General features: G+C 54.7%; 23 protein-coding genes. 13 read left to right on the forward strand and 10 right to left on the reverse strand.

The window, feature by feature from the left end; translation table 11 throughout:
- The first annotated feature begins 70 nt into the window (after positions 1 to 70).
- A complete protein-coding gene (locus tag J1784_RS11230) occupies positions 71 to 1,363 on the forward strand; it encodes an MFS transporter (RefSeq protein WP_217149277.1) in 1,293 nt (430 codons plus the stop codon).
- 406 nt (positions 1,364 to 1,769) lie between these two features.
- Here J1784_RS11230 and J1784_RS11240 read toward each other — a convergent pair whose 3' ends face one another.
- The 6 genes from J1784_RS11240 to J1784_RS11265 all read right to left on the reverse strand — a co-directional run bounded on the left by J1784_RS11240 (position 1,770) and on the right by J1784_RS11265 (position 7,927).
- The gene (locus J1784_RS11240) at positions 1,770 to 2,864 is read right to left on the reverse strand and encodes an ABC transporter ATP-binding protein (RefSeq protein ID WP_217149278.1); all 1,095 of its coding nucleotides are present in this window, start codon (positions 2,862 to 2,864) and stop codon (positions 1,770 to 1,772) included.
- 4 nt (positions 2,865 to 2,868) lie between these two features.
- Entirely contained in the window at positions 2,869 to 3,711 is an 843-nt protein-coding gene (locus tag J1784_RS11245; RefSeq protein ID WP_217149279.1) for a carbohydrate ABC transporter permease, read from the reverse strand.
- A 10-nt stretch (positions 3,712 to 3,721) separates the two neighbouring features.
- Positions 3,722 to 4,645: a carbohydrate ABC transporter permease gene (locus J1784_RS11250; RefSeq protein WP_217149280.1), complete on the reverse strand. Its 924-nt coding sequence runs from the start codon at positions 4,643 to 4,645 to the stop codon at positions 3,722 to 3,724.
- Between the two features lie 63 nt (positions 4,646 to 4,708).
- Positions 4,709 to 5,989, reverse strand: coding sequence for an ABC transporter substrate-binding protein (locus tag J1784_RS11255; RefSeq protein WP_217149281.1), 1,281 nt, complete (start codon positions 5,987 to 5,989; stop codon positions 4,709 to 4,711).
- 59 nt (positions 5,990 to 6,048) lie between these two features.
- Complete coding sequence (locus J1784_RS11260; protein ID WP_217149282.1) at positions 6,049 to 7,227, reverse strand: aminotransferase class I/II-fold pyridoxal phosphate-dependent enzyme; 1,179 nt, start codon at positions 7,225 to 7,227, stop codon at positions 6,049 to 6,051.
- A complete protein-coding gene (locus J1784_RS11265; RefSeq protein ID WP_217149283.1) occupies positions 7,214 to 7,927 on the reverse strand; it encodes a FadR/GntR family transcriptional regulator in 714 nt (237 codons plus the stop codon). Before J1784_RS11265 ends, J1784_RS11260 begins: the two co-directional genes overlap by 14 nt.
- A 305-nt stretch (positions 7,928 to 8,232) precedes the next feature.
- Here J1784_RS11265 and J1784_RS11270 point away from each other — a divergent pair, with 305 nt between their 5' ends.
- The 10 genes from J1784_RS11270 to nth all read left to right on the forward strand — a co-directional run bounded on the left by J1784_RS11270 (position 8,233) and on the right by nth (position 18,516).
- Entirely contained in the window at positions 8,233 to 9,450 is a 1,218-nt protein-coding gene (locus tag J1784_RS11270; protein ID WP_217149284.1) for an FAD-dependent oxidoreductase, read from the forward strand.
- Positions 9,451 to 10,141: 691 nt separating this feature from the next.
- On the forward strand, positions 10,142 to 11,509 hold the full coding sequence (gene dcuC / locus J1784_RS11275; protein ID WP_217149285.1) for an anaerobic C4-dicarboxylate transporter DcuC: 1,368 nt from the start codon (positions 10,142 to 10,144) through the stop codon (positions 11,507 to 11,509).
- Positions 11,510 to 11,763: 254 nt separating this feature from the next.
- Positions 11,764 to 12,204: a DUF2569 domain-containing protein gene (locus J1784_RS11280; RefSeq protein ID WP_112291513.1), complete on the forward strand. Its 441-nt coding sequence runs from the start codon at positions 11,764 to 11,766 to the stop codon at positions 12,202 to 12,204.
- Between the two features lie 40 nt (positions 12,205 to 12,244).
- Positions 12,245 to 12,826: an electron transport complex subunit RsxA gene (gene rsxA / locus J1784_RS11285; protein ID WP_095922116.1), complete on the forward strand. Its 582-nt coding sequence runs from the start codon at positions 12,245 to 12,247 to the stop codon at positions 12,824 to 12,826.
- Positions 12,826 to 13,392, forward strand: a complete 567-nt coding sequence (rsxB, locus tag J1784_RS11290) for an electron transport complex subunit RsxB (RefSeq protein ID WP_217149286.1) — start codon at positions 12,826 to 12,828, stop codon at positions 13,390 to 13,392. Before rsxA ends, rsxB begins: the two co-directional genes overlap by 1 nt.
- A gap of 1 nt (position 13,393) precedes the next feature.
- Entirely contained in the window at positions 13,394 to 15,499 is a 2,106-nt protein-coding gene (rsxC, locus tag J1784_RS11295; protein WP_217149287.1) for an electron transport complex subunit RsxC, read from the forward strand.
- Positions 15,500 to 16,552 (forward strand): electron transport complex subunit RsxD, encoded by a 1,053-nt coding sequence (gene rsxD / locus J1784_RS11300; RefSeq protein WP_217149288.1) that lies wholly within the window; start codon positions 15,500 to 15,502, stop codon positions 16,550 to 16,552. It begins immediately after the preceding gene.
- Between the two features lie 9 nt (positions 16,553 to 16,561).
- On the forward strand, positions 16,562 to 17,194 hold the full coding sequence (gene rsxG, locus J1784_RS11305) for an electron transport complex subunit RsxG (protein WP_217149289.1): 633 nt from the start codon (positions 16,562 to 16,564) through the stop codon (positions 17,192 to 17,194).
- Positions 17,187 to 17,885: an electron transport complex subunit E gene (locus tag J1784_RS11310; RefSeq protein WP_217149290.1), complete on the forward strand. Its 699-nt coding sequence runs from the start codon at positions 17,187 to 17,189 to the stop codon at positions 17,883 to 17,885. The genes rsxG and J1784_RS11310 overlap by 8 nt, the downstream gene beginning before the upstream one ends.
- Positions 17,878 to 18,516, forward strand: coding sequence for an endonuclease III (nth, locus tag J1784_RS11315; protein WP_217149291.1), 639 nt, complete (start codon positions 17,878 to 17,880; stop codon positions 18,514 to 18,516). Before J1784_RS11310 ends, nth begins: the two co-directional genes overlap by 8 nt.
- A gap of 43 nt (positions 18,517 to 18,559) precedes the next feature.
- Here nth and J1784_RS11320 read toward each other — a convergent pair whose 3' ends face one another.
- The 4 genes from J1784_RS11320 to J1784_RS11335 form a co-directional block, all read right to left on the reverse strand.
- Complete coding sequence (locus J1784_RS11320; protein WP_217149292.1) at positions 18,560 to 19,054, reverse strand: YjjA family protein; 495 nt, start codon at positions 19,052 to 19,054, stop codon at positions 18,560 to 18,562.
- 99 nt (positions 19,055 to 19,153) lie between these two features.
- Positions 19,154 to 20,074: a LysR family transcriptional regulator gene (locus tag J1784_RS11325; RefSeq protein ID WP_217149293.1), complete on the reverse strand. Its 921-nt coding sequence runs from the start codon at positions 20,072 to 20,074 to the stop codon at positions 19,154 to 19,156.
- Positions 20,075 to 20,122: 48 nt separating this feature from the next.
- A complete protein-coding gene (locus J1784_RS11330) occupies positions 20,123 to 21,103 on the reverse strand; it encodes an alpha/beta hydrolase (protein WP_217149294.1) in 981 nt (326 codons plus the stop codon).
- Between the two features lie 165 nt (positions 21,104 to 21,268).
- Positions 21,269 to 22,687: a NarK family nitrate/nitrite MFS transporter gene (locus J1784_RS11335; protein WP_217149295.1), complete on the reverse strand. Its 1,419-nt coding sequence runs from the start codon at positions 22,685 to 22,687 to the stop codon at positions 21,269 to 21,271.
- A 359-nt stretch (positions 22,688 to 23,046) separates the two neighbouring features.
- On the opposite strand from J1784_RS11335, the gene narX reads away from it, so the two are divergent.
- The gene (gene narX, locus J1784_RS11340) at positions 23,047 to 24,858 is read left to right on the forward strand and encodes a nitrate/nitrite two-component system sensor histidine kinase NarX (protein WP_217149296.1); all 1,812 of its coding nucleotides are present in this window, start codon (positions 23,047 to 23,049) and stop codon (positions 24,856 to 24,858) included.
- Entirely contained in the window at positions 24,855 to 25,505 is a 651-nt protein-coding gene (gene narL / locus J1784_RS11345) for a two-component system response regulator NarL (RefSeq protein ID WP_112290142.1), read from the forward strand. Before narX ends, narL begins: the two co-directional genes overlap by 4 nt.
- Positions 25,506 to 25,516: the final 11 nt, after the last annotated feature.

Below are 25,516 nucleotides of genomic sequence, written 5' to 3' on the forward strand. Positions count from 1 at the left end.
AACGGCCACTGTTAAAATTTTCATACATTTTAAAATTTTGTTTTACAGCCCATCGTATTAAGGAATTCCAGTGAAAACCTCCCGGCGGATTTCCGCTGCACCTGCTCAAGATTCTGTTAATGACGACGAATTAATTCCTGAATCGCCTGTCGCCCGCTCCGCTCTTAAAACACCTTTCATCAAACGTGGTACGCCGCAATTTATCCGCGTCACACTCGCCCTGTTTTCAGCGGGGCTTGCGACGTTTGCGTTGTTATATTGCGTTCAGCCGATATTGCCGGTGTTATCCCATGATTTCGGCGTTTCTCCGGCTACCAGCAGCCTGTCGCTGTCGTTATCGACCGGTCTGATGGCGATTGGCCTGTTGTTTACCGGACCGGTTTCGGATGCCGTCGGGCGGAAATCTGTAATGGTGGTGGCGTTACTGCTCGCCGCCGGTTGCACGCTGGTCTGTTCCTTTATGCAAAGCTGGGATGGCATTCTCATCATGCGTGCGCTGATCGGTTTGTCGCTCAGCGGCGTGGCGGCGGTAGCCATGACTTATCTGAGCGAGGAGATTCACCCGAGCGTGGTCGCCTTCTCGATGGGGTTATATATCAGCGGGAATTCCATCGGTGGCATGAGCGGACGTTTAGTCAGCGGCGTTCTGACCGATTTTTTCTCCTGGCGTATCGCCGTTGCGGTCGTCGGCTTCTTCGCCCTCGCCTCAGCGATAATGTTCTGGCGCATTCTGCCGCCTTCAAAGCATTTCCGTGCCAGTTCGCTCAAACCCCGCAAGCTGCTGATCAACTTCAAACTGCACTGGCGTGACAGCGGTTTACCGTTACTTTTCGCCGAAGGTTTCCTGCTGATGGGCAGCTTCGTGACCATGTTTAACTACATCGGTTATCGTCTGCTTTCATCGCCTTATAACCTGAGTCAGGCGATTGTGGGGATACTTTCCATCGTCTATCTGATGGGAACTTACAGCTCGCCAAAAGCGGGTGCGCTGACCGGCGTTTACGGGCGCGGCCCGGTATTAATCGGCGCCACCGCGCTGATGCTGCTGGGCATTTTGATCACCGCCTTTTCACCGGTCTGGCTGATTTTCATCGGCATGATCCTGGTTACCGGCGGGTTCTTCGCCGCCCACTCCGTCGCCAGTGGCTGGATTGGTCATCGTGCGCGCCGCGCAAAAGGTCAGGCTTCGTCCTTATATCTGTTCAGCTACTACGCGGGATCAAGCGTTGCCGGTACACTCGGCGGGTTTTTCTGGCACGGCTACGGGTGGTATGGGATCACCGGGTTTATCAGTCTGATGCTGATAGCCGGAGTTGGGGTTGGGTTTAAGCTGATGAACTTAGCTGAGGCAAAAGCGGTTTAACGCCATTTGTAAATGGCCGAAACCGCAAAATCAATGGCAGACTGTTTTTCATCTTTTAAAAAGTTGATTGGCGTGACCAAAATTCAGCTGAACGGAGCGGCTTCGAGACCTGTGGCTCGGGTCGAGCTCTGCGAGACAACGTCACGAAGTGACGGCCCGAAGGGCGAGGCCCCAGGCCGAGTAACACCGGGAGAAGGCAGTGCGAAGCACCTGGATTTGCGCCACCCGTTAATGTGCCGGAACATGTCCTTCGTCCCAGCGACAGCTCGAAGTAAAAGAGCCGGAGATTCTTAAGAGGCGCGGCGATAGGCGCCTCTTAAGGCCAGTTTGGGTGGCAACCCAAGGTTTTGACCTTCATTTGAAGTGGAACTTAACGCTGCCCTTTGCCACGGCTCTGGCAAAAAATCTATTCCCCTGATTTCCCCATCCGCCGCTGGCTATCCCCCTCGAACAGCTGCATCCGCGCGGTATCAATCTGCACCCACACGCGGTCGCCAGGTGCAGCATTGGATCTCACCATGCTGTAAACACTGAGGCTTTCACTGCCAAATTTGCCGTGGATGAGTTCGCTCAGGCCGGTCGGTTCGATAAGCGTGATGTCCAGCGGTACCGCGCCCGGTGCGCCCTCTTCGCACAAAACGATGGCTTCCGGGCGGACGCCGTAAATCACCTCTGCTCCGCTTTGCAGATTCACAATTAAAGGGTCAACCGGCAGCGTTAATTCCGGCGTAATCCGCAACTGCGGCGCAGAATCGCCGAGTTCCAGGGTACCGTTGATAAAGTTCATAGAAGGCGAACCGATAAAACTGGCGACGAACTTATTGGCCGGTGTGTCGTACAGTTCCAGCGGCGTGCCGACCTGCTGGATAAGACCGTGATTGAGCACCACGATGCGGTCGGCGAGCGTCATGGCTTCGACCTGATCGTGCGTCACATAAACAATCGTGTTCTTCATCCGCTGATGCAGGCTTTTGATTTCAATACGCATCTGGCCGCGCAACTGGGCATCGAGGTTGGAAAGCGGTTCGTCGAATAAAAACACCTGCGGTTCGCGCACGATCGCCCTGCCCATCGCCACGCGCTGGCGCTGTCCGCCGGAAAGTTCTTTCGGGCGGCGATGCAGCAGCGCGGTCAGGCCGAGAATATCAGCGGCTTTATTCACCGCGGCCTCAATTTCGGCTTTCGGGCGTTTTTGCACTTCGAGGCTGAAGCCCATATTGCGCGCCACAGTCATATGCGGGTACAGCGCGTAACTCTGGAATACCATCGAGATATCGCGGTCTTTCGGTGCGACCTGATTCATCAGCCGCGAACCAATGTGAATATCCCCCGCAGTGGCCAGTTCCAGCCCGGCGATGGTGCGCAGCAGGGTCGATTTACCGCAACCAGACGGGCCGACCAGCACCACAAATTCGCCGTCTTTAATGGTCAGGTTGATGTGTCGCAGCACTTCGACATTTTCGTAACGTTTTTGAAGATCGGAAATCGTAATCTGAGCCATGAAATTATCCTTTTACCGCACCGGCAGTCAGCCCCTGAACCAGGTAACGCTGAATGAACGCAAAGAACAGACAGGCAGGAATGAGCGCCAGCACGGCCGCTGCCATCATGTCGCCCCAGGAAACCGCGAATTTCGATACAAAGCTGAGCAACCCCACCGGAAAGGTCATCACTTCGTTTTTGTTGATGAGCATCAGCGAGAACAACAGCTCGCTCCATGCGGCGGTGAACACAAAACCTAAGGTGGCCGCCATGCCCGGTAAAGTCAGCGGGATGATGACTTTTCGCAGCGCCATAAAACGGCTGCACCCTTCCAGCATCGCCGACTCTTCCAGATCCTTAGGAATACTGTCGAAAAACGACTGCATCAGAAACGTGGCAAACGGCACGTTGAATGCGGTGTAAATCAGCACCAGCCCCAGCAGGCTGTTGGTCAGCCCGAGCGGTGCCATCACTTTGTAAATCGGCGCGAGGATCATCACCAGCGGGAACATCTGCGTGAACAGCAGCAGCGCGGCCATCACCGTTTTGCCTCGAAAACTGAAGCGGGAAAACGCAAAGCCCGCACCCGCGGCAATAATGGTGGTCAGAAATGCCGTGCCGAAAGACACTATCAGGCTGTTGAAGAAATACAGCGGAAACTGGCTTTCCGTAAACACGCGCTGGAAATGAACCCAGGTCATCTCGCCCGGCCACATCCGCACGCCTTCGCTGTAGAGCAGTTTGTCCGGGGTGATCGAGATTTTGATCAGCCAGTAAATCGGGAACAGCGCGAACAGCAGATAAAACATAATCCCCAGCCGGTGTCCGCCTTTACGCAGTAATGCGTTTAATGACAATGCATTCATCGCAGGCTCCTTATTTCAGCAACTGCTGGCGGATGCGCAGTAATACCAGCGCGTAAAAAGTCATCAGCACCAGCAGGAAAACCGCCATCGCCGAGGCATAACCGAAGTCGAGTTTGCGGTACGCCGTGGTGAAGATGAAACTCGAGAGGATCGAGGTGGAATTCGCCGGACCGCCGTCGGTCATCACCACAATCAGGTCGGCGAAATTGGCGATCCAGATGGTGCGCAGCATCACCGTGATGGCAATCATCGGCGCCAGAAATGGCAGCGTGACTTTGCTAAATTGCTGCCAGCCGGTTGCGCCGTCCATCGACGCCGCTTCATATAAATCCTTCGGAATCGACTGCAATGCGGCCAGCAACGTGATGGCGAAAAAAGGAATGCCGAACCAGACATTCGCCACCACCGGGCCGTACAGCGCCAGTTGCAGGTCAGAAAGAATGTTGTAGGGTTCGGAAATGATATGCAGATCGGTGAGCCAGTAAGGCAAAATGCCAATCACCGGATTGAGTAACCAGGCCCAGGTCAGGCCTGAAAGAAACGCCGGAACCGCCCACGGCAGAAACACAAGCGCCTGCACCCAGCGACGTCCCGGAAATTCACGGTTAAGCAACAGCGCTAATCCCAGCCCGAGTACGAACTGCAACACCAGCGAAGTCAGCGTCCAGTTAAACGTGTGGCGCAGCGCGGCGTAAAAATGCCGGTCATCAAACATGGTGCGAAAATTATCCAGCCCTACCCAGCCGGTATCGAAAGGATTGAGCAGCTGGATGTTCTGAAAAGCATATGAAATGCCGATAGCCATCGGAACAAAGATAAACAGCCCAATCAGTACCAGCGTCGGGCTGAGATAAACCCAGGGTTCCAGCAGCGCCCGCAAACGGGGAAAGCGCGGCGCGGCAGCGGTGTCTGGCTCTGAAACGTCCAACATCATGACGCGTCTCCATTGAGAGAAATGTGGAACTCCGGCAGCAGATTCATACCGGAGTTTGCCGGTTTACTTCTGCGCAGCCAGCCAGGCTTTCTGTTCTTTGGTCAGGTATTTCGCCCAGTCTTTCACCATGCTTTCGGTGTCGTTCTGGCCGAGCAGCGTTTCCTGCGAACTGTCTTTCACAATCACCGAGTTGAAATATCCCCAGCCTTTGAGATGCGTCGGCATGGTCAGCGGAATGTAATCAGGGCTGTTCAGCTCAGAAAACCAGCCCGCAAACTGCGGCGCGTGGTAATAGGCATCCTGCTCCGCGCCTTTATAGATCGGCAAAGTTCCGACAAATTTCGACCAGGTGAGGTTGTTTTCTTTGTTGCTGAGGAAAGAGATCAGATCCCAGCTTTGATCCTGATGTTTGCTCTGTTTGAACATCGACCAGCCGGTGTAACCAATGGTCGGATACGCTTTGCCGTTTGGCCCGAGCGGCATCGGCGCGACCGAGAAGTCGTCCGGATTCATGCTGTTTTTGATGGCGATCAGCGCGTCCGGATCCTGATCGAGCATCGCGCATTTCCCGGAGTAGAAACCGGAGACGATTTCGTTAAAGCCCCAGTTGACGCTGTCTTTTGGCGCGTAGCCTTTCTGGTACATATCCACCAGGAACTGCGCACCTTTAATCGCTCCCGGATTTGTCAGCGTGCTGTTACCGTCTTTATCGAAGAAATCCGGCGAGCCGTTCATTGCCGCCATAAACATCATCCAGGCGTTAGTGCCGCCGACGCCGCCACGCATGCAATAGCCGCTGATACCGTTGCCCAGCGCGCTGATTTTCTTCGCGTCCGCCATAAACTCATCCATAGTTTTCGGCGCGTCCGTCAGCCCCGCCTGCTGGAAGAGTTTTTTGTTCCAGAACATCGCCCGCAGATAAAAACCGTAGGGGATCATGGTGGCCGTTCCGCCGGATGAGCGCGCCATAGTCAGTGTTTTATCGGTCAGATCCGGCGTGCCCGCCCAGCCTTTCAGACGAGGTTCGAGATCTGCCAGCATGCCGTTACTGGCGTACAGCCCCTGCCAGGTGTCCGGCATTTCCACCACGTCCGGATATTGTCCGCTCTGGATCATCGTTCCGAGCTTTTCAAACGCCTGCCCCCACGGCAGCGACACCACTTCTATCTCAACATCCGGGTGCTGCGTTTTGTAGGCGGTTAACATTTTTTGCAGCATTTCAGTACGCGCCGGGCTGGTGATCACTTCCACCAGCGTCAGTTTAGTGGCGGCAAAACTCATGCCGGAAAACAGACCGGCGCTGAGCGCCAGCAGGCTGAGCAAATGACGTTTCGGGTGTCGCATAATCTTGATTCTCCACGGTGAAAAAAGTCGGAACACAGGAACGGCTTTCAAAAAATGCTTCAGGAACAGGCGCTTTCGATGGCGTTTTTAAGGTCGCGCCATAGATCTTCGGTATCTTCCAGCCCGACAGAAATGCGGATAACGCGCGGCGACACGCCGAAATCTATCGCAGAGTTAAATTCACCGGCCTGATTGAGTACGGAAATGGCAGGCATCACCAGACTCTCAAAACCGCCCCAGCTGACGCCCATACGGAATAAATTCAGCGCGTTACAAAACGTCGGAATGTCGATGCCGTCACTGAGCTCAAAAGAGAACAAACCGCTGTAGCCGGTCAGCATGGAAGTCGGCAGCGGATCCAGCCCCGGATGATTCACCTGCGTGATGCGCGAATAACCCTGCAAGCGGCGCGCGAGTTCCAGAGCACTTTCGTGATGCTGGCGCATACGCAGCGGCAACGTGCGCAGGCCGCGCAGCAACAGCCAGGCTTCATTAGCAGACAATTTGCCGCCCAAAAACGGGCTGATATAACGGCTGATGGCGCTGATGCGTTCCTGATTAGAAATCACCAGCCCCGCCACCACGTCGCTGTGCCCGCTGATGTATTTGGATGCAGAATGAATGACCAGATCGATACCCGCCGCCAGCGGTTTCTGGAATACCGGCGACGCCCAGCTGTTGTCGATCATGGTCACGACGCCGTATTTTTTCGCCAGCTCCGCGATGGCGCGCAGATTCTGCTCGCCCATCACCCAGCTGTTCGGGCTTTCGAGATACAACAATTTTGCGCCCTGAATCGCCTCTTCCAGCGCAGGCAAAGAACCGCCATCAACGAACTGAGATTCAATCTGAAATCGGGTGCAGAATCCGCGCAGAAAGCGGTAGGTGTCCGGATAAACGTGATTGACGCACACCACTTTGTCGCCGGGACCGGCCACGCTGAGAATGGCATTGCTGATCGCCGCCATACCGCTGCCGAACGCCAGACAGGCTTCGCCGCCTTCAAGCTGCGCTACCTTTTTTTGTAACTCGACTACGGTCGGGTTATCGACGCGGGAATAAAGTGCGTGATCGCTGTCGCCGCGAAAACGGGCGATCATGCTGTCATAATCGGTAAAACTGAATAATGACGACTGGTAGATCGGCGGCGAAATTGCTCCGCGATCGTGGCGCGCATCATGCACTAAACGGGTGTTTTCACTTAACTCAACAGGCTGGCTTTTATCATCTTGCTGCATTGATCACTTCCTTCATGTCACGTTCAGTTATGTTCAGAATGTCGTTGCTCAGCCTGCGCGCCGTTTCAGGCTCACGCCGCGCAATGGCCTCAAATAAGGTGCGGTGCAGCGGGAAAGAGTCGCTGAACAGCGCCTGTTCAGGTGGCGATTCGAAAAACGCGTGCAGCAGGTCGTAGATGCCGCCGACCATCTGCAACAACAGCGGGTTATGCGCCGCGCTGTAAATCGCCGCGTGAAACTGCCAGTCTTCCGCACCGGCAGAACCGACGCTCAGATGCACTTTTTCCATCACGTCGAGCTTTTGTTCGATGAACTGCAAATCGCTTTCTGTGGCGCGCACCGCTGCCAGCGCCGAGGCCTCGCATTCGATGATGCGGCGAACTTCCAGGGCGTGCAGCATGGTGGCGGAGTCATTTTTAAACCGCAGCGAGAGGAAGCTGTCATTGGCGGTCACCTCGGATTGCAAAAATGTGCCGCTGCCCTTCTTGCGCACAATGATCCCCAGCGCTTCCCAGCGTTTAAGGGCCTCACGCACGGTATTACGGCTCACCGCCAGCCCTTCTGCCAGCACCCGCTCCGGCGGTAATTTCTCGCCGATACGGGTGCCGGACTGCGCCACATAACGGGTCAGCGCATCCAGCACCAGGGCGTCGCTTTGCTGTGGCGCGATGGGATGCAATAAATTCATTTCGCCGCTCATTGACCTCTCCCGACAGGGCTTTTGCAGTACCGGCCAAAATTGGCCCAACAACTCAACCTGTGGACCACTTTGCAATTTGTTTGCCAGTTTTAAAAACGACCATTAAGTGGATGATTTACAGACTAATCGGGTGACTTACATCCAAAACGGAAAGGCAGCGGGTTGATCGCGGTGGTGCAAAAACACAGTGATTTGTTATGCCGCTGTGCAGGAAATGTTCTGTGATGTAGCACAGGATGAATTGACGCACACCCGCTCAAATGATAATTGTTATCATGTAAATTCATCCGGTCAGGCAGGTTGGAATGGCACCGAATATAAAGTCCGCAGCAACAGTAGCAGCAGCGTCCTGCTGCATTGTTGGCGGAGGTCCCGCAGGGTTAATGCTGGGATATCTTCTGGCGCGTAAGGGAATTGACGTCACTGTGCTGGAAAAACACCGTGATTTTTTGCGCGATTTTCGCGGCGACACCATTCATCCCTCTACGCTCGACATCATCTGGCAGCTGGGCTTTCTCGATGAATTCCTCGCCCTGCCGCATCAGCGTGCGGAAAAGCTTTACGGCGAAATCAACGGTAAAGAAACCACGCTGGCTGATTTCAGTCATTTACCCACGCAGTGCAAATTCATCGCGTTTATGCCGCAGTGGGACTTCCTTAATTTCATCGCCAGCAAGGCCGCGCAGTTGCCGAACTTCCGGCTGATCCACAATGCGCAGGTGGTGTCGCTGCTGGAGAATAAATGTCAGGTCTCCGGCGTACTGGCTGAGGTTAACGGCGAAACTCAGCATTTCGCTGCCGATCTGGTGGTGGGGTGTGACGGGCGAAATTCGATTGTGCGCGAACAGGCCGGGATGGAAATCCGCCGTTATGGCGCGCCGCGTGACGTGCTGTGGCTGAAAGTCCACAAACGCCCGGGAGATCCCCAGTGGTCGATGGGGCATCGCGGTCCGAAGAAAAACTTCATCATGATAGACCGTGGTGATTACTGGCAGTGCGGTTATTCAATTCCCAAAGACAGTCTGGATACGCTCAAAGCGCAGGGCATCGCGCCTTTCCTCGACCTGCTGACGGAAGTGTCGCCGTTTGAACGCCCGCGCTTAGCCGAAGATATTCACAGCTGGGACGACGTGCGTCTGCTGGTGATCCGCATCGACCGCCTGAAAGAATGGGCTAAACCGGGGCTGCTGTGCATCGGCGACGCGGCCCATGCGATGTCGCCGATTGGCGGCGTCGGTGTGAATCTGGCGATTCAGGATGCGGTTGCCACGGCGAATATCATCACTGAACCACTGAAAGCCCGACGCCTGACGTTGCGGCATTTAAAACGCATCCAGCGCCGCCGGACGTTCCCGACCTGGGCGACGCAGGCGTTGCAGATCATGATAAGTAAAGCGGGACAGAAGAAACGCACCCGCCCGCCATCCCGTATGGAAGCATGGCTGCGCGGTCGGAAATTTATACCGTTTCTGTTTGGACGCCTCATCGGAGTCGGGTTTTATCGGGAAATCCCGAAGCTTTGATTTTGGGTTTACCACTCAAACCGGCCTTAAGATCAAGGTCGTGGGCATCGGCCCGCACCGACCAGAGACCCGGTAACGCGCGGGCCTCTGGACTCCACGCTTTTTTAACTGCGCGCTACCGCTCACTTGCTATGTTTCAGGTAGCACGGCGACAGGCTGAAAGCTTGCCGCTTTGCGGTTCCTTCACTCGGTCTTCGAGCCACAGGTCTCGAAGCCGCTCCGTTCAGCAAGCTTTCTGAAACGCCCACAGGATTTTAAATTCAAAAATGGAATGGATTAATCTTTTAGATAAGTATATTGGCGTGCTCAAAAATGGCACCGAATGAAGGGTTCGAGACCTATGGCTCGAAACCTGAAATTCGGGAATCGCGCAGCGATGACATTTTGCGCCACTCACCAATGCGCCGGAACATGTCCGTCGTACCTGCGACAGCGCGCAGTTAAGAGCCCGGGGGGTCTTGGGGGGTGGCGGCGACAAGACACCCCCCAAGTCGGTGTGGGCCGACGCCGACGCCCACGACCTTGAAGTTGTTTTAAACCGCCCTCGTGATGTCCGTCAAACATCACATATTTTGATATTCCCCGCGTTTTCATCACCCATAATTGATAAGCGTCATTACGCCCGGTGCGCTATTTCGGCAAAGTGCCCGCCTTTCACTTGGATCCAAATTTAATCTCGGGGAATACAACAATGCTGGAATTACTGATCGGACTGGTGGTCGCCGTCTTTGTCGGCCGCTATATCATCAAAGGTTATTCGCCCACCGGCGTGCTGATGGTAGGTGGCTTATTACTGCTGATTATCAGCGCCATCATGGGTCACAGCATCCTGCCGGAAGGGACAAAAAGCACCGGCTGGAATGCGACGGATATCGTTGAATACGTCAAAATTCTGCTGATGAGCCGTGGCGGCGATCTCGGCATGATGATTATGATGCTGTGCGGTTTCGCGGCGTATATGACCCATATCGGCGCTAACGATGTGGTCGTCAAACTGGCGTCCCGCCCGTTGCAGATGATCAACTCCCCTTACATTCTGATGGTCGTAGCCTATATTCTGGCGTGCCTGATGTCACTGGCGGTATCTTCGGCGACCGGTCTTGGCGTACTGCTGATGGCTACCCTGTTTCCGATTATGGTGAACGTCGGCATCAGCCGTGGGGCAGCGGCGGCGATTTGTGCGTCTCCGGCGGCGATTATTCTTTCCCCGACTTCCGGCGATGTGGTGCTGGCGGCGCAGGCAGCAAACATGCCTCTGGTGGATTTTGCCTTTAAAGTCACCCTGCCGATTTCGATTGCTGCCATTACGGCGATGGCAGTCGCGCATTTCTTCTGGCAACGCTATCTGGATAAACGCGATACCACCACGCAGGTCGAAGCCATCGATTCCAATGCGGACGATGTGGTGGAAACTAACGCTCCGGCTTTTTACGCCATTTTGCCTTTCACACCGATTATCGGGGTGCTGATTTTTGACGGCAAATGGGGTCCGAATCTGCATATCATCACCATTCTGGTGATTTGTATGTTGCTGACCGCCATTATTGAAACACTGCGTAACCGTAACGGTAAGGCGGTGTTCGCCGGTCTTGACGTGGCTTATCGCGGTATGGCGGATGCCTTCGCCAACGTAGTGATGCTGCTGGTCGCGGCAGGCGTATTCGCACAGGGGCTGAGTACTGTCGGCTTTATCAGCAGCCTGATCGGACTCGCACAGAACTTTGGTTCCGGCAGTATTGTCATGATGCTGGTTCTGGTGACGATCACCGTGCTGGCTGCCATGACCACTGGCTCCGGTAATGCCTCGTTCTATGCTTTCGTCGAACTCATCCCGAAACTCGCCGCCAAGATGGGCATCAACCCGGAATATCTGGTGATCCCGATGTTGCAGGCCTCCAATCTGGGGCGCACTATTTCACCGGTTTCCGGCGTTGTGGTAGCCGTGGCCGGTATGGCAAAAATCTCGCCTTTTGAAGTGGTAAAACGAACTTCTGTTCCCGTGCTGGTCGGTCTGATTGTGGTCATTGTCGCCACCGAAATTCTGGTGCCGGTTCACTAAACCTCCCCGTTTTACTACCTGAAGCATTCAGGCTGTATCAAGGCGGCAACTGAACAAGTTCCCGGTCACATACAAAAGTCTGTGACCGGGGCGCGTGAATGCGTCCAACGCAGAGACGGCGTGAAGGATTAAGGTATTGATCACATAAATACGATAACGAGAATGCCTCTCACAGGTTAAGCTACTGCGCCTTGAAGGTCGGGGAACTCTCCCTGTGCTGATTTGATGGCGAAACCAGCGTGAGAAAAGCTTTTATGTCGAATAATCCGGGCTATAAACGTATTGGCGGGTGGTTACTGGCCCCGATGGCGTATCTGATTGTGACGCTGCTGAGCGTCGTATTAATGCTGTTTCTGTTTTCAATGGCATTATTTGTGCCGGAATCTCGTGAATACTTATTCACCAACTCGCAGGCATTTACCCTGCAATGGTATTTCTCCGTGGTGACCACGCTGGCGATGGGGGCATTTACCGTCGCGGTTTTGTGGCAATTCTGTAAGCGCGCAAGAGCCTTACCGAAAATGTATATTATCTGGTTATTGTGTACGGTGCTGCTGGCGGTAAAAGCCTTTGCATTCTCGCCAGTTACAGATGATCTGGCCGTGCGTAACTTATTGTTACCGTTATTGGCCGCCGCAGTCTTCGTGCCTTATTTCAAGCGCTCATTGCGGGTAAAAGAAACCTTCACGGAATAACCCTGAAGTTTTTAATGTTTATTATGTCCGGGCAATTGTCATGACCTCTTATTTATTACTTTTTGTCGGCACTGTGCTGGTAAATAACTTCGTACTGGTTAAGTTTCTTGGCCTGTGCCCGTTTATGGGCGTTTCCAAAAAACTGGAATCCGCTATTGGCATGGGGCTGGCGACCACGTTCGTTATCACCCTGTCGAATATCTGCTCATGGATTGTTAACACTTTTATTCTGATGCCGCTGGGTCTGGTGTATCTGCGCACTATGGCCTTTATTCTGGTGATCGCCGTTGTCGTGCAGTTCACCGAAATGGTGGTACGCAAAACCAGCCCGTCGCTCTATCGCCTGCTGGGTATCTTCCTGCCGCTTATCACCACCAACTGCGCCGTACTCGGCGTGGCGCTGCTGAACATCAACCAGCAGTTCAACTTTATGCAATCCGCACTGTATGGATTTGCCGCCTCACTCGGTTTCTCGCTGGTGATGGTGCTGTTCGCCGCCATTCGTGAACGTCTGGTCGTCGCTGACGTCCCTGCTCCGTTCAAAGGTTCTTCGATTGCGCTGGTCACGGCTGGCCTGATGTCATTAGCCTTTATGGGCTTCACTGGTCTGGTGAAATTCTAATGTTTGAATTATGGGTAGCGATTGGCGCGCTGACCGCACTGGCTCTGGTCTTTGGCCTGCTGCTGGGCTACGCATCACGCCGTTTTGCCGTCGAAGGCAACCCTGTTGTCGATCAGATTGACGATATTCTGCCGCAAAGCCAGTGTGCACAATGCGGCTATCCCGGATGTAAACCTTACGCCGAAGCGGTCGCCAATGGCGATAACATCAATAAATGTGTGCCAGGTGGCGAAGCGGTGATGCTCAAACTTGCCACCCTGCTGAACGTCGAACCACAACCGATGGGCGAAGACGCCACCGCTGCTGTGCCGGTGCGCAAAGTCGCCTACATCGATGAGAGCAACTGCATCGGCTGCACCAAGTGCATTCAGGCCTGTCCGGTTGATGCCATCGTCGGTGCCACCCGCGCCGTGCATACCGTGATCACTGATTTATGTACCGGCTGTGACCTTTGCGTTGCGCCGTGTCCGACCGACTGCATCGAAATGCTGCCGGTAAAAACCACCACCGCAAACTGGAAATGGGATTTGCAGTCCATACCGGTTCAGGTCATCCATGCGGAGTAACATGTTTAATCTGTTTGCCGCGCTCAAAAAAGACAAAGTCTGGGACTTCGATGGCGGAATTCATCCGCCGGAAATGAAGACTCAGTCGAGCCACGTTCCGCTGCGCAACGTGCCGCTGCCTGAGCGCTTTATCATCCCTCTTCAGCAACATCTTGGCCCTGAAGGCGAGCTGTGTGTGAAAGCGGGCGACCGCGTTCTGAAAGGTCAGCCGCTGACCACAGGCCGTGGACGTACCGTGCCGGTGCATGCGCCGACGTCAGGCGTGATCAGTGCCATCGAACCGCACATCACCGCGCACCCTTCCGGACTGAAAGAACTGTGTGTATTAATCGAAGCCGACGGTCTTGATACCTGGTGCGAGCGTGAATTCATTGCCGATTACCGTCAGCTTTCTGCCGATGAACTGAATCAGCGTATCAGCCAGGCCGGTATCGCCGGGCTGGGCGGCGCAGGTTTCCCGACCGCCAGTAAACTTGCCGGTGGCCTGACATCCACACGTACGCTGATTCTTAACGCTGCCGAATGTGAACCTTACATTACCGCCGATGACCGGCTGATGCAGGAACACGCGGCGGAGATCCTCGTGGGCACACGCATTCTGTGCCACATGCTGCATCCTGAGCGTGTGCTGATCGGCATCGAAGACAACAAACCGGAAGCCATTGCCGCGTTTAAAAACGCCATTAAAGCCGAACAGGCTGATGGTGTGCGCTTTGAACTGCGGGTGATCCCGACCAAATACCCTTCCGGCGGCGCCAAACAGCTGACCAAAATCCTGACCGGTCTCGAAGTGCCGAAGGGCCATCACTCGTCGTCCATCGGCGTGCTGATGCAAAACGTCGGCACCGTATTTGCCATTAAACGCGCAATTATCGACGGCGAACCGCTGATCGAGCGCGTAGTGACACTCACCGGCGAAGCGATGGCAAAACCCGGCAACGTCTGGGCGCGTCTGGGCACACCGATTGAACATCTGATGCGTGAAGGCGAATTGCAGCCGCAGGGCGACAAAAAGATGGTGATTATGGGCGGCCCGCTGATGGGCTTTACCCTGCCGTCGCTCAACGTGCCTGTGGTCAAAATTTCCAACTGTCTGCTGGCACCGTCTCAATCCGAACTGGGTGAGCCGGAACCGGAAGAAGCCTGTATCCGGTGCAGTCTGTGCGCCGAGTCCTGTCCGGCCGGTTTACTGCCGCAGCAACTTTACTGGTTCAGCAAAGGCGAAGAACACGAGAAAGCGCGTAAGCATAATCTGTTCGACTGTATCGAATGCGGTGCCTGTGCGTATGTCTGCCCGAGTAACATTCCGCTGGTGCAGTATTACCGTCAGGAAAAGGCAGAAATCCGCGCCATCGACAGTGAAACCGCCCGCGCCACCGAAGCCAAAGCGCGTTTCGAAGCCAAACAGGCGCGCATGGAGCGCGAGAAGTTAGCGCGCGAAGAAAAGCATCAGAAAGCGGCAGTGAAACTCGACGATGCACCGGCAGAGGAAGCGCCGGTCACTGAAATCGTGGCAGAACAACCGGCAGAAGCCGATCCGCGTAAAGCGGCGCTGGCTGCTGCTATTGCCCGAGCTAAAGCGAAGAAAGCCGCAGCTGAACAGGAAATCCCGGTGGCCTCCGAGCCGGTAACGCCGCCTTCAGCAGAAGACGAGCGCAAAGCTGCCGTTGCCGCTGCCATCGCGCGCGTGAAAGCCAAAAAAGCCGGAAATAACGGCGTCGTTGTTGAAGCAAAAGAAAGCGAACTGGCCGTTACCCCGCAGGCTCCGGCAGAGGATGACCGAAAAGCCGCTGTCGCCGCGGCCATTGCGCGTGTGAAAGCCAAAAAAGCCGCTGCCGCGCAACCGGTGAATGCCGAAGAAAACGTGACAACGTCACCTGCTGAACCTTCTGCAGACGACAAACGCAAGGCGGCTGTGGCCGCTGCTATCGCCCGTGCCAAAGCGAAGAAAGCCGCCGCACTGAGTGAAGCGCAGGACGCTGAACCGGAAGAAGAAGAAAAAGAAACATCACAACAAGAAAGTGATCCACGCAAAGCCGCTGTGGCTGCTGCGATCGCCCGAGTTAAGGCCCGTAAAGCCGCTCAGACAATGTCGAACGAGGAATAGATGGCCTTCAGGATCGCAAGTTCACCTTTTACGCATAACCGCCAAAACACCAGCACCATCATGATGATGGTTATCCTGGCGTGTATTCCCGGCCTGATCGCTCAGGTCTGGTTTTTTGGTTACGGCACGCTGGTTCAGCTGACGCTGGCTATCGTGATTGCGCTGCTGGCGGAAGGCGCAGTATTACAGCTGCGCAAACTGCCGGTGAAGAAACGTCTGGGCGATAACAGCGCCCTGCTGACCGCGGTTTTACTGGGCATTAGCCTGCCGCCGCTTGGCCCGTGGTGGATGGTGGTGCTCGGCACGATTTTCGCTATCATCATCGCCAAACAGCTTTACGGCGGTCTTGGACAGAATCCGTTTAACCCGGCGATGGTCGGTTATGTGGTGCTGCTGATTTCGTTTCCGGTACAGATGACCACCTGGCTGCCGCCGGATGTTCTTCAACATCATCACGTCGGATTCACCGATACACTGCTGACCATTTTTACCGGTCACAACACTCAGGATCTGACCGCGTATCAGCTGAACATGAACGTCGATGGCGTGACGCAGGCCACTCCGCTGGATGCGTTTAAAACCGGTTTGCGCTCTGGTCATACGGCCGATCAAATCCTCGGCACACCGCTGTTTAGCGGCACGCTGGCCGGTCTGGGCTGGCAGTGGATTAACCTCGGATTCCTGGCTGGTGGCCTGTTCCTTATGTGGCGTAAAATCATCAGCTGGCACATTCCTGTGGCGATGTTAGGTATGCTGGCCTTCTGCGCGGCTGTCGCGTGGGGTCTGGCTCCGGAGAGTTACTCCTCGCCGCTGGTCGGGCTGTTTTCCGGTGCTACGATGCTCGGCGCGTTCTTTATCGCGACCGATCCTGTGACCGCGTCTACCACGCCGAAAGGCCGCCTGATTTTTGGTGCGCTGATTGGTTTGCTGGTGTGGTTAATTCGCAGTTACGGCGGTTATCCGGATGGTATCGCCTTTGCGGTTTTACTGGCCAATATCACCGTGCCACTGATTGATCACTACACGCAACCGCGCGTTTACGGGCATCGCTGAGGAAGAATTATGTTAGCTACAATGCGACGCCACGGCCTGATCCTGGCTTTCTTTGGCGCACTGATGACCGGCATGACGGCGCTGGTCAATCTGATGACCAAGCCGACCATTGAACATCAGGCGCTCTTACAGCAAAAATCGCTGTTTGATCAGGTGATCCCGGCCAGCGTCTACGACAACGACATGCAGAATGAATGTTACAACGTCACCGATGCATCACTCGGTACCGCGACGCCACACCGCATGTATCTGGCGCGCAAGAACGGTAAGCCGGTGGCGGCTGTGGTAGAAACGACCGCGCCTGACGGCTATTCCGGTGCGATTCAGTTGCTGGTTGCCGCTGATTTTCATGGCAAAGTTTACGGTTCCCGCGTGCTTGAACAACATGAAACACCGGGGCTGGGTGACAAAATTGAAGTGCGTATTTCCGACTGGATCAAGCATTTCGCCAATCAGACCGTTAATGGCGCAAGCGATGAGCGCTGGGCGGTAAAGAAAGATGGCGGTATGTTTGATCAATTTACCGGTGCGACCATTACCCCGCGCGCCGTTGTGCGTTCTGTGAAACGCACAGCATTATTTATCGGGACCGTACCGTCTCAGCTTTCCCACCTCACCCCTTGTGGAGCCCGTGATGAGTGAAGCCAAAAAGATAATCGTTCAGGGTCTGTGGACCAATAACTCCTCGCTGGTGCAGCTGCTGGGCCTTTGTCCGCTGCTGGCCGTGACGTCCACGGCCACCAACGCCCTCGGACTGGGACTGGCCACCACGCTGGTGCTGACCTGTACCAACGCCATGATTTCCGCGTTCCGTAAGTGGATCCCGGATGAAATCCGCATTCCGATTTACGTGCTGATTATCGCGTCGGTGGTGAGTACCGTGCAGATGCTGATTAACGCATATGCCTTCGGCCTGTATCAGGCGCTGGGGATTTTTATTCCGCTGATTGTGACCAACTGTATTGTTGTCGGACGCGCCGAAGCCTGCGCGGCCAGTAGCCCGATACATCTGGCTGCGCTCGACGGTGCGATGACCGGTCTGGGCGCGACCTGCGCGATGTTCGTGCTCGGCTCGATGCGTGAAATTCTCGGCAGCGGCGTGCTGTTCAACGGCGCGGATTTGCTGCTCGGCAGCTGGGCGAAAGTGTTGCGCGTCGAAGTACTGCATCTGGATAACCCGTTCCTGCTGGCGATGCTGCCGCCGGGTGCTTTTATCGGCCTGGGCCTGTTGCTGGCGGGGAAATACCTGATTGATCAGCGCATGAAAGCGCGTAAAGCGGTGCAGCACGTTGCCGCCGAAGAAAGTCTGCCAAAGGGAAGTGTGCATGAATAAGGAAAAGCGCGTCGAGATCCTCAGCCGTTTGCGGGACAACAATCCGCACCCGACGACCGAACTGGTATACACCACTCCGTTCGAGCTGCTGATTTCGGTTCTGCTTTCCGCGCAGGCCACGGATGTCAGCGTGAATAAGGCGACGGCAAAGTTGTATCCGGTCGCCAACACTCCTGAATCTGTTCTGGCGCTTGGCGTGGACGGCGTGAAGGAATACATCAAGACCATCGGCCTGTTTAACGCCAAAGCCGAAAACGTGATCAAAACCTGCCGGATCCTACTGGAAAAGCACAACGGCGAAGTGCCGGAAGATCGCGCCGCGCTTGAAGCCCTGCCGGGTGTCGGACGTAAAACCGCAAACGTGGTACTCAATACCGCCTTCGGCTGGCCGACCATCGCCGTGGACACGCACATTTTCCGCGTGTGTAACCGCACCAAGTTTGCGCCGGGGAAAACCGTCGATGACGTCGAAGATAAATTACTGAAAGTGGTGCCGGCAGAGTTCAAACTCGATTGTCACCACTGGCTGATTTTGCACGGTCGCTATACCTGCATTGCACGCAAACCGCGGTGTGGGAGCTGTCTGATCGAGGATTTGTGCGAGAGTAAAGAGAAGGTTTATGCGGAGTGACGTACCAGCTCCTCCCCCGCGAAGGGGGAGGAGAAAGTCAAAATCAAATAAATGATTTCGCCTGCTTCAGCACTACATCACACGCTTTAGTTTTCACTTTCTCTTTCACCTGCGTCAGCCCGCTGCCGAGATTGTTCAGATCCACACTCTGATCTTTACCGGTTTTCAGTAAACCGCCCAGCCCTTGCTGATAATCCTGGCTTTCTGCGCCGGACGCGCTCTGGATACCCAGTTTATTCAGTAGCTGGTCTTTCACGTTTTCCGTGCTGGCTTTGGACAGCACGTTATTTTTCACGCAATATTGCAGAACCCCCGCCGCATTGGACGCGCTGGTGGAGGTCAGTGCGCTGTCGCCGCCGCTTAACAGGGATGTCAGCGAAGAAGTAGTGCCGGTTGAACCGGTTTTGCTGGTGCCATTCAGTCCGTCGTTGGCAGCCTGCTGCAGTTGTCCCAGAAGATTATTCGAGGCCTGTGCGCCTGCTGAAAGCAAAATACCCGCAGAGGCCATCGCCAGAACAACCGCTTTCAAAGTTTTCATGTTTTACTCCATCCATTTCACATAAGTTTCGCGGCAAAGCTTGGGCTTAAATATTCATTACATCAATAGGAATACCGGAGGGAAATTGCCTGAACATGTTTATTTAGAAGCTTTAAGCGATTGTTGTTGCGCCAGCCACACACCCGCCGCGGTGAAAAAGTGCTGAGCCAGCGGCGTTGCCCTTCCCCCTTCGGCGACCACCAGTGCAGCGTGGCGGCTCATCGGCGCGATATCCAGCGGACAACGTTTCAGCGCAGGATGCATTTCATCAATGAGATGCCCGCGGGGAACCAGCGCACAGCCGATGCCGACAAATACGCCCTGCATTAACTGGAAAATCGAGGTACTTTCCAGCGTCGGATGCAATTCCAGACCGGACTGACGGAAGAAATTATCCAGATAACGACGGAAATAGCGGCTCGGTTCAGAAAGACATAACGGCAGCGCAACAGCCTGCTCGGCGGTCATCAGTTCAACGTCCTGCAACTGCGGGAAATGGTCAGGGTGATACACCACGTCAACGCCGCCGTCGTCGAGCGGTACCAGCTGGAAGCGCAGCTCATTGAGCGTTGAGAACTCGAAAAAACCGATCCCCACATCCACAGAATGACTGCTCAGCGCTTCGATCAGCTGGTCGGCACTGACTTCCGACACCCGGTAATCCAGCCCCGGATGCGCTTCGCTGACCGCTTTAATCAGCTGCGCCAGAGAAACACTGCATTGCGGCATAACACCGATCCGCAATGTACCGCTCAGGCCCTGTTTCAGCGATTCGACTTCCAGTTTCAGGCCTTCATAAACGGCGACGATTTCACGCGCCCAGCTCAGCACGCGCAGACCTTCCGCAGTAAAACCTTCAAAGTTATTACCGCGGTTAATCAGATTCAGGTCGAGTTCTTTTTCGAGGTTTTTGAGGCGCATCGATAACGTCGGCTGGCTGACAAAGCTGGCTTCCGCCGCCCTGCCAAAATGCCGTTCGCGTTCGAGATTGCAAAGGTAGATGAGTTGTTTGATATCCAATTTAGTATCTGATTCAGCCGGTTGTTTTGCCTGTTTGCGTGTTGCCTATTATAAGCCAAAGTCATGGGTATGACGCAGCGGATTAAAACCGGCTAAGGCATCCTGACGCTGTTTACGGGCACGACGCGCCAGTGCGTAAGCCGGATCGCCATTGAAACCGTGGAATCCGCCCGGATAGATGCTGAACTCAACCGGCACACCGGCACGGATTAAGCGGCGGGCATACTCGATATTTTCATCAAGGAATAAATCAATCGAACCGACACCAATCCAGGCCGGAGGCAATCCGCCTAAATCTTCCGCGCGGGCAGCGGCTGCGTAGCAGGAAATTTGCGGCAGCCCCGCGTCATGGCCCAGATACGCCCGCCAGCCGAAACGGTTATCTTCACGCGTCCACGAGAACTCGCCGGTGACCGGATTAGGGTTGGGATCCGTGACTGTGCGGTCGTCGAGCATCGGATACATCAGATTCTGAAACGCCAGTTTCGGACCGCCCCGGTCGCGGGTCAGCAATGCCAGCGACGCCGCCAGTCCTGCTCCGGCGCTGTCCCCCATCACGCCGATATGCGCAGGGTCAATGCCCAGATCATCTGCCTGTTCTGTCATCCACACCAGCGCGGCATAGCAATCTTCCAGCGGGCCGGGGAAAGGCGTTTGTGGCGCAAGGCGGTAATCCACCGAGACAATTACGCAATCCTGCTGCGCCGCTGTCGGGCGCGTCAGCGGTGTCGACTGTTCCGGACTGCCGAGCACATAACCACCGCCGTGAATATGCAAAATACCCATCCGATCTTTGCGTGCATGTTGCGGCGAAATTACCAGCACACGCACCGCAGGTACATTTTCACCACCTGAAATGTGATGCTGAGTCAGCGTCACAGGCAGCCCGTCATCCAGTAACAGACTTTCTATCGCCGCCGCCTGACGCTGCTCACGCATGGCAGGCAGAACGGCGGCTTCAAGCACGCGATCCGGCATTTCGGCCAGCAACGGGCGCAGTTCAGGGTCAACCAGATGGGCAGTTTTCATTACGGGATCCTTATCAGAAATGATTTACCCTGTTATTTATAACGCCCTGCGCCGGTTTTAAAAAGCCTGAATGGTTATGGCTTATACCTGATTAGGTTAAGTATTTCATGTTGACCAAAATACAAAAAGGGGCCGAAGCCCCTTCTGTTACTGTATTTTTACTGCTTACTTTTTAGCTTGTTTGGTCGCAAAACCTTTGTTCAGTTTACGCAAGTAAACCAGCCAGGTTATCAACGCACACACCACGTAGAACACCAGGAAGACTTTCATCGCACCCGCCGGTGAACCGGTCATCGCCAGTGAAGTCCCGAACGCTTTAGGGATGAAGAATCCACCGATAGCACCAATGGAAGAGATAAAACCGAGCGCCGCGGCAGTATCGGTCACTGCTTCACGCAGGGCTTCGTCGTCGCTTGCGCCTCGTGCTTTCGCCTGATCGGTGGTCAGTTTACGGAAGATAACCGCAATCATCTGGTAAGTAGAACCACTACCCAGACCGGCCGTCAGGAACAGCACCATAAATACCCCGAAGAACGCAGGGAAGTTACCGCCCACACCGCCAACCGGCAGGGTAAGGAACAGCAGTCCGGCGAAAATTGCCATCACGATATAGTTCACCAGCGTCACACGGACACCGCCAAGGCGGTCAGACAACATGCCACCCGCAGAACGCGCCAGCGCACCGAAGAACGGACCGAAGAATGCGAACTGCAGGATGTTAACGTCCGGGAACTGGGTTTTGGTCAGCATCGCAAAACCGGCAGAGAAACCGATAAAGGAGCCGAACGTCGCCAGATACAGCACGCTCATGATCCACAAGTGCCCGCGTTTAAGTACCGGTAACTGCTGGCGGATTGACGCTTTGGAAGACGCCAGGTCGTTCATTCCGAACCACGCTGCAATGGTACCAATCAGCAGGAAAGGTACCCAGATCCACGCTGCATTTTGCAGCCACATGTCTGAACCGTTCGCCAGCGTTTGTTTATCACTGAACGCCGCGAAAACGCCGAGAGAAATCACCAGCGGAGCGACGAGTTGCATCACGCTCACACCCAGATTGCCCAGACCGCCGTTGAGACCCAGTGCGCCGCCCTGCTTCGCTTTCGGGTAGAAGAAGCTGATATTGGCCATGCTCGACGCGAAGTTTGCGCCACCGAAACCACACAGCAGCGCGATGATCAGGAAGACGTTGTAAGAGGTGCTGGTATCCTGCACCGCAAAGCCCAGCCATGCACATGGCAGGATCAGGAAGACGGTGCTGATTGCCGTCCAGCGGCGTCCGCCAAACAACGGGATCATAAAGGAGTACGGCACGCGCAACAGTGCGCCGGAAACTGACGGGATCGCGGTCAGCATAAATAACTGATCGGTGGTGAAGTTAAATCCGACTTTGTTCAGATTGACCGAAACCAGGCTGAACAGCATCCAGACACAAAAACCCAGCAGCAAACAGGGAACAGAAATCCACAAATTTCGGCTGGCAACTTTATGACCGGTCTTTTCCCAAAATGCCGGATCTTCCGGACGCCAGTCCTGCAACAGGCGTGACGGTTTTTCCGCCGGTGAAGCTGATGTATGTGACATGTGTACCTCGGGTGGCAACGCATTGTTGTTGTAATGATTAAGTTATGTCGCACACACTAGGTAGAGGCCCGCCTCCTGATGTTGATGCAAATCAACGCAACAGCAGGTGGATCACGGCGTAAAAATGACCACAAATCCTTTATGAGTATTCGGCGGATTTCCAATAAACTGCTATTATTCATAAAGTTGATAAAGAGTTCCTCACTCCATTCTTGCCGGCAGGTTCCGGATGGAAATAAAGGATTAATCATAAAGAGGTATAGGGAATCTCCCTCTGATCATAAAAAATGCCTACTCCGTACAGGGCTGTGGTAATCCACACGTTTTGAATGTCCCGATAAATTCCAGGAATTTTATCCATGCTTAAACGCGTTTTGCCTTCTCTTTCGCTGGTCAGCCAGACAACATTACTGATGTTGCTGCTTGGCCTGCTGGGTATTGGCGGGATGAGTATGGCCGCGTGGATGGCGGGAAGTATCGAAGGCAATGCCCACGCGATTAATAAAGCCGGTTCGCTGCGTATGCAAAGCTACCGGTTGTTGTCCGAAGTGCCGCTTGCCGGTAAAGACAAAAGCCTCGCATATATTCGCCAGATTGAAGCCGACCAGAACAGTGCCGATTTGCTGGTAGCGGTTGAGCGTGAAAACCTGCAACCGCAGTTTCAGGCGCTGCGTAATTACTGGCAGACGACGCTGCGGGATCAGATTCTAAACGCGAAGCATCCGCAGGATGTGTCCGCCAATATCGCCGTTTTCGTGGGTCAGCTCGATATGCTGGTCGCAGAGCTGGAACATAAAACGGAATACCATTTGCAGCAGATTTCGCTGATTCAGCGCGGGCTGGTCGCCGTCACCCTTTTGCTTCTGGCGCTGACTATCTGGTTCCTGCGACGTCATCTTCTCGTGCCGTGGAGAAGCCTGCTTTCGCAGGCCAGCGCCATTACCGCCGGTGATTTCAGCCATCGCTATCAACGCAATCGCGTCGCCAATGGCGATGCGCATAACGAAATGGATATTCTCGGCGATTCGCTGAACAGCATGTCTCTGGCGCTGGCGGAAATGGTCGATAATCTGGCGCAACGCGTGGCGGAGAAAACCGCCGACTTGCAGCAGAAAAATCAGATGCTGGATTATCTGTATCGCGTAAGCCGTCAGCTTCACACCAGTGAGCCGCTCGAGGCGCGAATGGAACCGGTGCTGAAAGAATTGCAATCGCTGACGCCGCTGAACGGTGTGCAATTGCGTCAGTATGAAAATAACAGCGCCGAAGTGTTTAATGCCGGTGTATTTAATGAACTGAGTAGCACGTCGTCCCGCCCGACGCTCAACCCGCCAGAAGGCGGACATACCGATGATAACAGCGAGTCCCTGAGCTGGAGTCTGCGTGATGAGCGCGAAAATTACGGCGTATTGCTGGCACAATTGCCGCCGGGTGAAAATCTTAATGATGCGCAGCAGCAACTGGTGAGTACCCTGCTTGAACAACTGACCAGCACACTGATGCTTGAGCGTCAGGCCGAACATCAGCAACAGCTGATGCTGATGGAAGAACGTTCGGCGATTGCCCGCGAACTCCACGATTCGCTGGCGCAGTCCCTTTCTTGCCTGAAAATTCAGGTCGCCTGCCTGCAAATGCACGCCAGTGCTTTCAGCGAAGAAGATCAGAATCTGCTGCAACAAATGCGCGATGAACTGAGCACCGCTTACCGTCAGCTTCGTGAACTACTCACCACCTTCCGTCTTACCCTGAATACCCCGGGTTTGCGGGCGGCGCTGCAACATACGGCCGATGAATTCTCGCGTCGTCTGGGTCTGACAATAGATTTCGATTACCAGATCCCGCCGCGTTCCGTGCCAGCTAATCAGGGCATTCACCTGCTGCATATCGCGCGTGAAGCGCTGAACAATGTGTATAAGCACGCTAACGCCACACAGGTTTCGCTTTCCCTTCATTGCGATAACGGTGAAATCATCCTGCGAGTCTGCGATAACGGCGAGGGTATTTCGCCGAATGTCGAACGACAAAATCATTATGGCCTGATCATCATGCAGGATCGCGCCAGCACCTTACACGGTAAATGTCGGGTTGCCCGACGCCCGGACGGCGGTACCGAAGTGACAGTCCGTTTTCGTCCGGAAGCCCTGCCCATCAATCCCCAGGAGCAAGTATGAACGACATGACCCCTTCCACTATTTTGCTGATTGACGATCATCCGATGCTGCGCAACGGCGTCAAACAGCTGATTGCGCTGGATACCAGCCTGAAGGTGATTGGCGAAGCCAGCAACGGCGAACAGGGGGTAGAACTGGCGAAACAGCTCGATCCCGACCTGATCTTGCTTGATCTGAATATGCCGGGCATGAACGGCCTCGATACCCTCGACAGCATGCGTCAGACTTCGCTTTCTGGCCGCATCGTGGTGTTCAGCGTCTCCAATCATGAAGATGATGTGGTGACAGCGCTTAAACGCGGCGCGGACGGTTATTTACTCAAAGATATGGAGCCGGAAGATTTGCTGACCGCGCTGCACAACGCCGCCGCAGGGAAAATGGTGCTGAGCGAAGCCCTGACGCCGGTGCTGGCCGCCAGCTTGCGCGAAAGCCGCCCGAGCGGTGACCGCGACATTCAGTCCCTGACGCCGCGCGAGCGCGACATCATCAAGCTGATTGCCGAAGGTTTACCGAATAAAATGATCGCCCGCCGTCTGAATATCACCGAAAGTACAGTGAAAGTTCACGTCAAACATCTGCTGAAAAAAATGAAGCTAAAGTCCCGCGTCGAAGCTGCGGTTTGGGTGTTGCAGAGCAATGTGCTTTAACCCGATGTTAA

Origin of the sequence: Rahnella ecdela, from assembly GCF_019049625.1 — a bacterium.
GTDB lineage: Bacteria > Pseudomonadota > Gammaproteobacteria > Enterobacterales > Enterobacteriaceae > Rahnella > Rahnella ecdela.

Bases quoted from the DNA above. Each gene is read 5' to 3' on its own strand.
- J1784_RS11265 (WP_217149283.1), bottom strand. From the start codon at position 7,927: ATGAGCGGCGAAATGAATTTATTGCATCCCATCGCGCCACAGCAAAGC.
- nth (WP_217149291.1), top strand. From the start codon at position 17,878: ATGAATAAGGAAAAGCGCGTCGAGATCCTCAGCCGTTTGCGGGACAAC.
- rsxG (WP_217149289.1), top strand. From the start codon at position 16,562: ATGTTAGCTACAATGCGACGCCACGGCCTGATCCTGGCTTTCTTTGGC.
- rsxD (WP_217149288.1), top strand. From the start codon at position 15,500: ATGGCCTTCAGGATCGCAAGTTCACCTTTTACGCATAACCGCCAAAAC.
- J1784_RS11255 (WP_217149281.1), bottom strand. From the start codon at position 5,989: ATGCGACACCCGAAACGTCATTTGCTCAGCCTGCTGGCGCTCAGCGCC.
- J1784_RS11270 (WP_217149284.1), top strand. From the start codon at position 8,233: ATGGCACCGAATATAAAGTCCGCAGCAACAGTAGCAGCAGCGTCCTGC.
- rsxC (WP_217149287.1), top strand. From the start codon at position 13,394: ATGTTTAATCTGTTTGCCGCGCTCAAAAAAGACAAAGTCTGGGACTTC.
- rsxB (WP_217149286.1), top strand. From the start codon at position 12,826: ATGTTTGAATTATGGGTAGCGATTGGCGCGCTGACCGCACTGGCTCTG.
- J1784_RS11330 (WP_217149294.1), bottom strand. From the start codon at position 21,103: ATGAAAACTGCCCATCTGGTTGACCCTGAACTGCGCCCGTTGCTGGCC.
- J1784_RS11260 (WP_217149282.1), bottom strand. From the start codon at position 7,227: ATGCAGCAAGATGATAAAAGCCAGCCTGTTGAGTTAAGTGAAAACACC.
- J1784_RS11240 (WP_217149278.1), bottom strand. From the start codon at position 2,864: ATGGCTCAGATTACGATTTCCGATCTTCAAAAACGTTACGAAAATGTC.
- J1784_RS11250 (WP_217149280.1), bottom strand. From the start codon at position 4,645: ATGATGTTGGACGTTTCAGAGCCAGACACCGCTGCCGCGCCGCGCTTT.
- J1784_RS11280 (WP_112291513.1), top strand. From the start codon at position 11,764: ATGTCGAATAATCCGGGCTATAAACGTATTGGCGGGTGGTTACTGGCC.
- J1784_RS11335 (WP_217149295.1), bottom strand. From the start codon at position 22,687: ATGTCACATACATCAGCTTCACCGGCGGAAAAACCGTCACGCCTGTTG.
- J1784_RS11310 (WP_217149290.1), top strand. From the start codon at position 17,187: ATGAGTGAAGCCAAAAAGATAATCGTTCAGGGTCTGTGGACCAATAAC.
- narX (WP_217149296.1), top strand. From the start codon at position 23,047: ATGCTTAAACGCGTTTTGCCTTCTCTTTCGCTGGTCAGCCAGACAACA.
- J1784_RS11320 (WP_217149292.1), bottom strand. From the start codon at position 19,054: ATGAAAACTTTGAAAGCGGTTGTTCTGGCGATGGCCTCTGCGGGTATT.
- rsxA (WP_095922116.1), top strand. From the start codon at position 12,245: ATGACCTCTTATTTATTACTTTTTGTCGGCACTGTGCTGGTAAATAAC.
- dcuC (WP_217149285.1), top strand. From the start codon at position 10,142: ATGCTGGAATTACTGATCGGACTGGTGGTCGCCGTCTTTGTCGGCCGC.
- narL (WP_112290142.1), top strand. From the start codon at position 24,855: ATGAACGACATGACCCCTTCCACTATTTTGCTGATTGACGATCATCCG.
- J1784_RS11245 (WP_217149279.1), bottom strand. From the start codon at position 3,711: ATGAATGCATTGTCATTAAACGCATTACTGCGTAAAGGCGGACACCGG.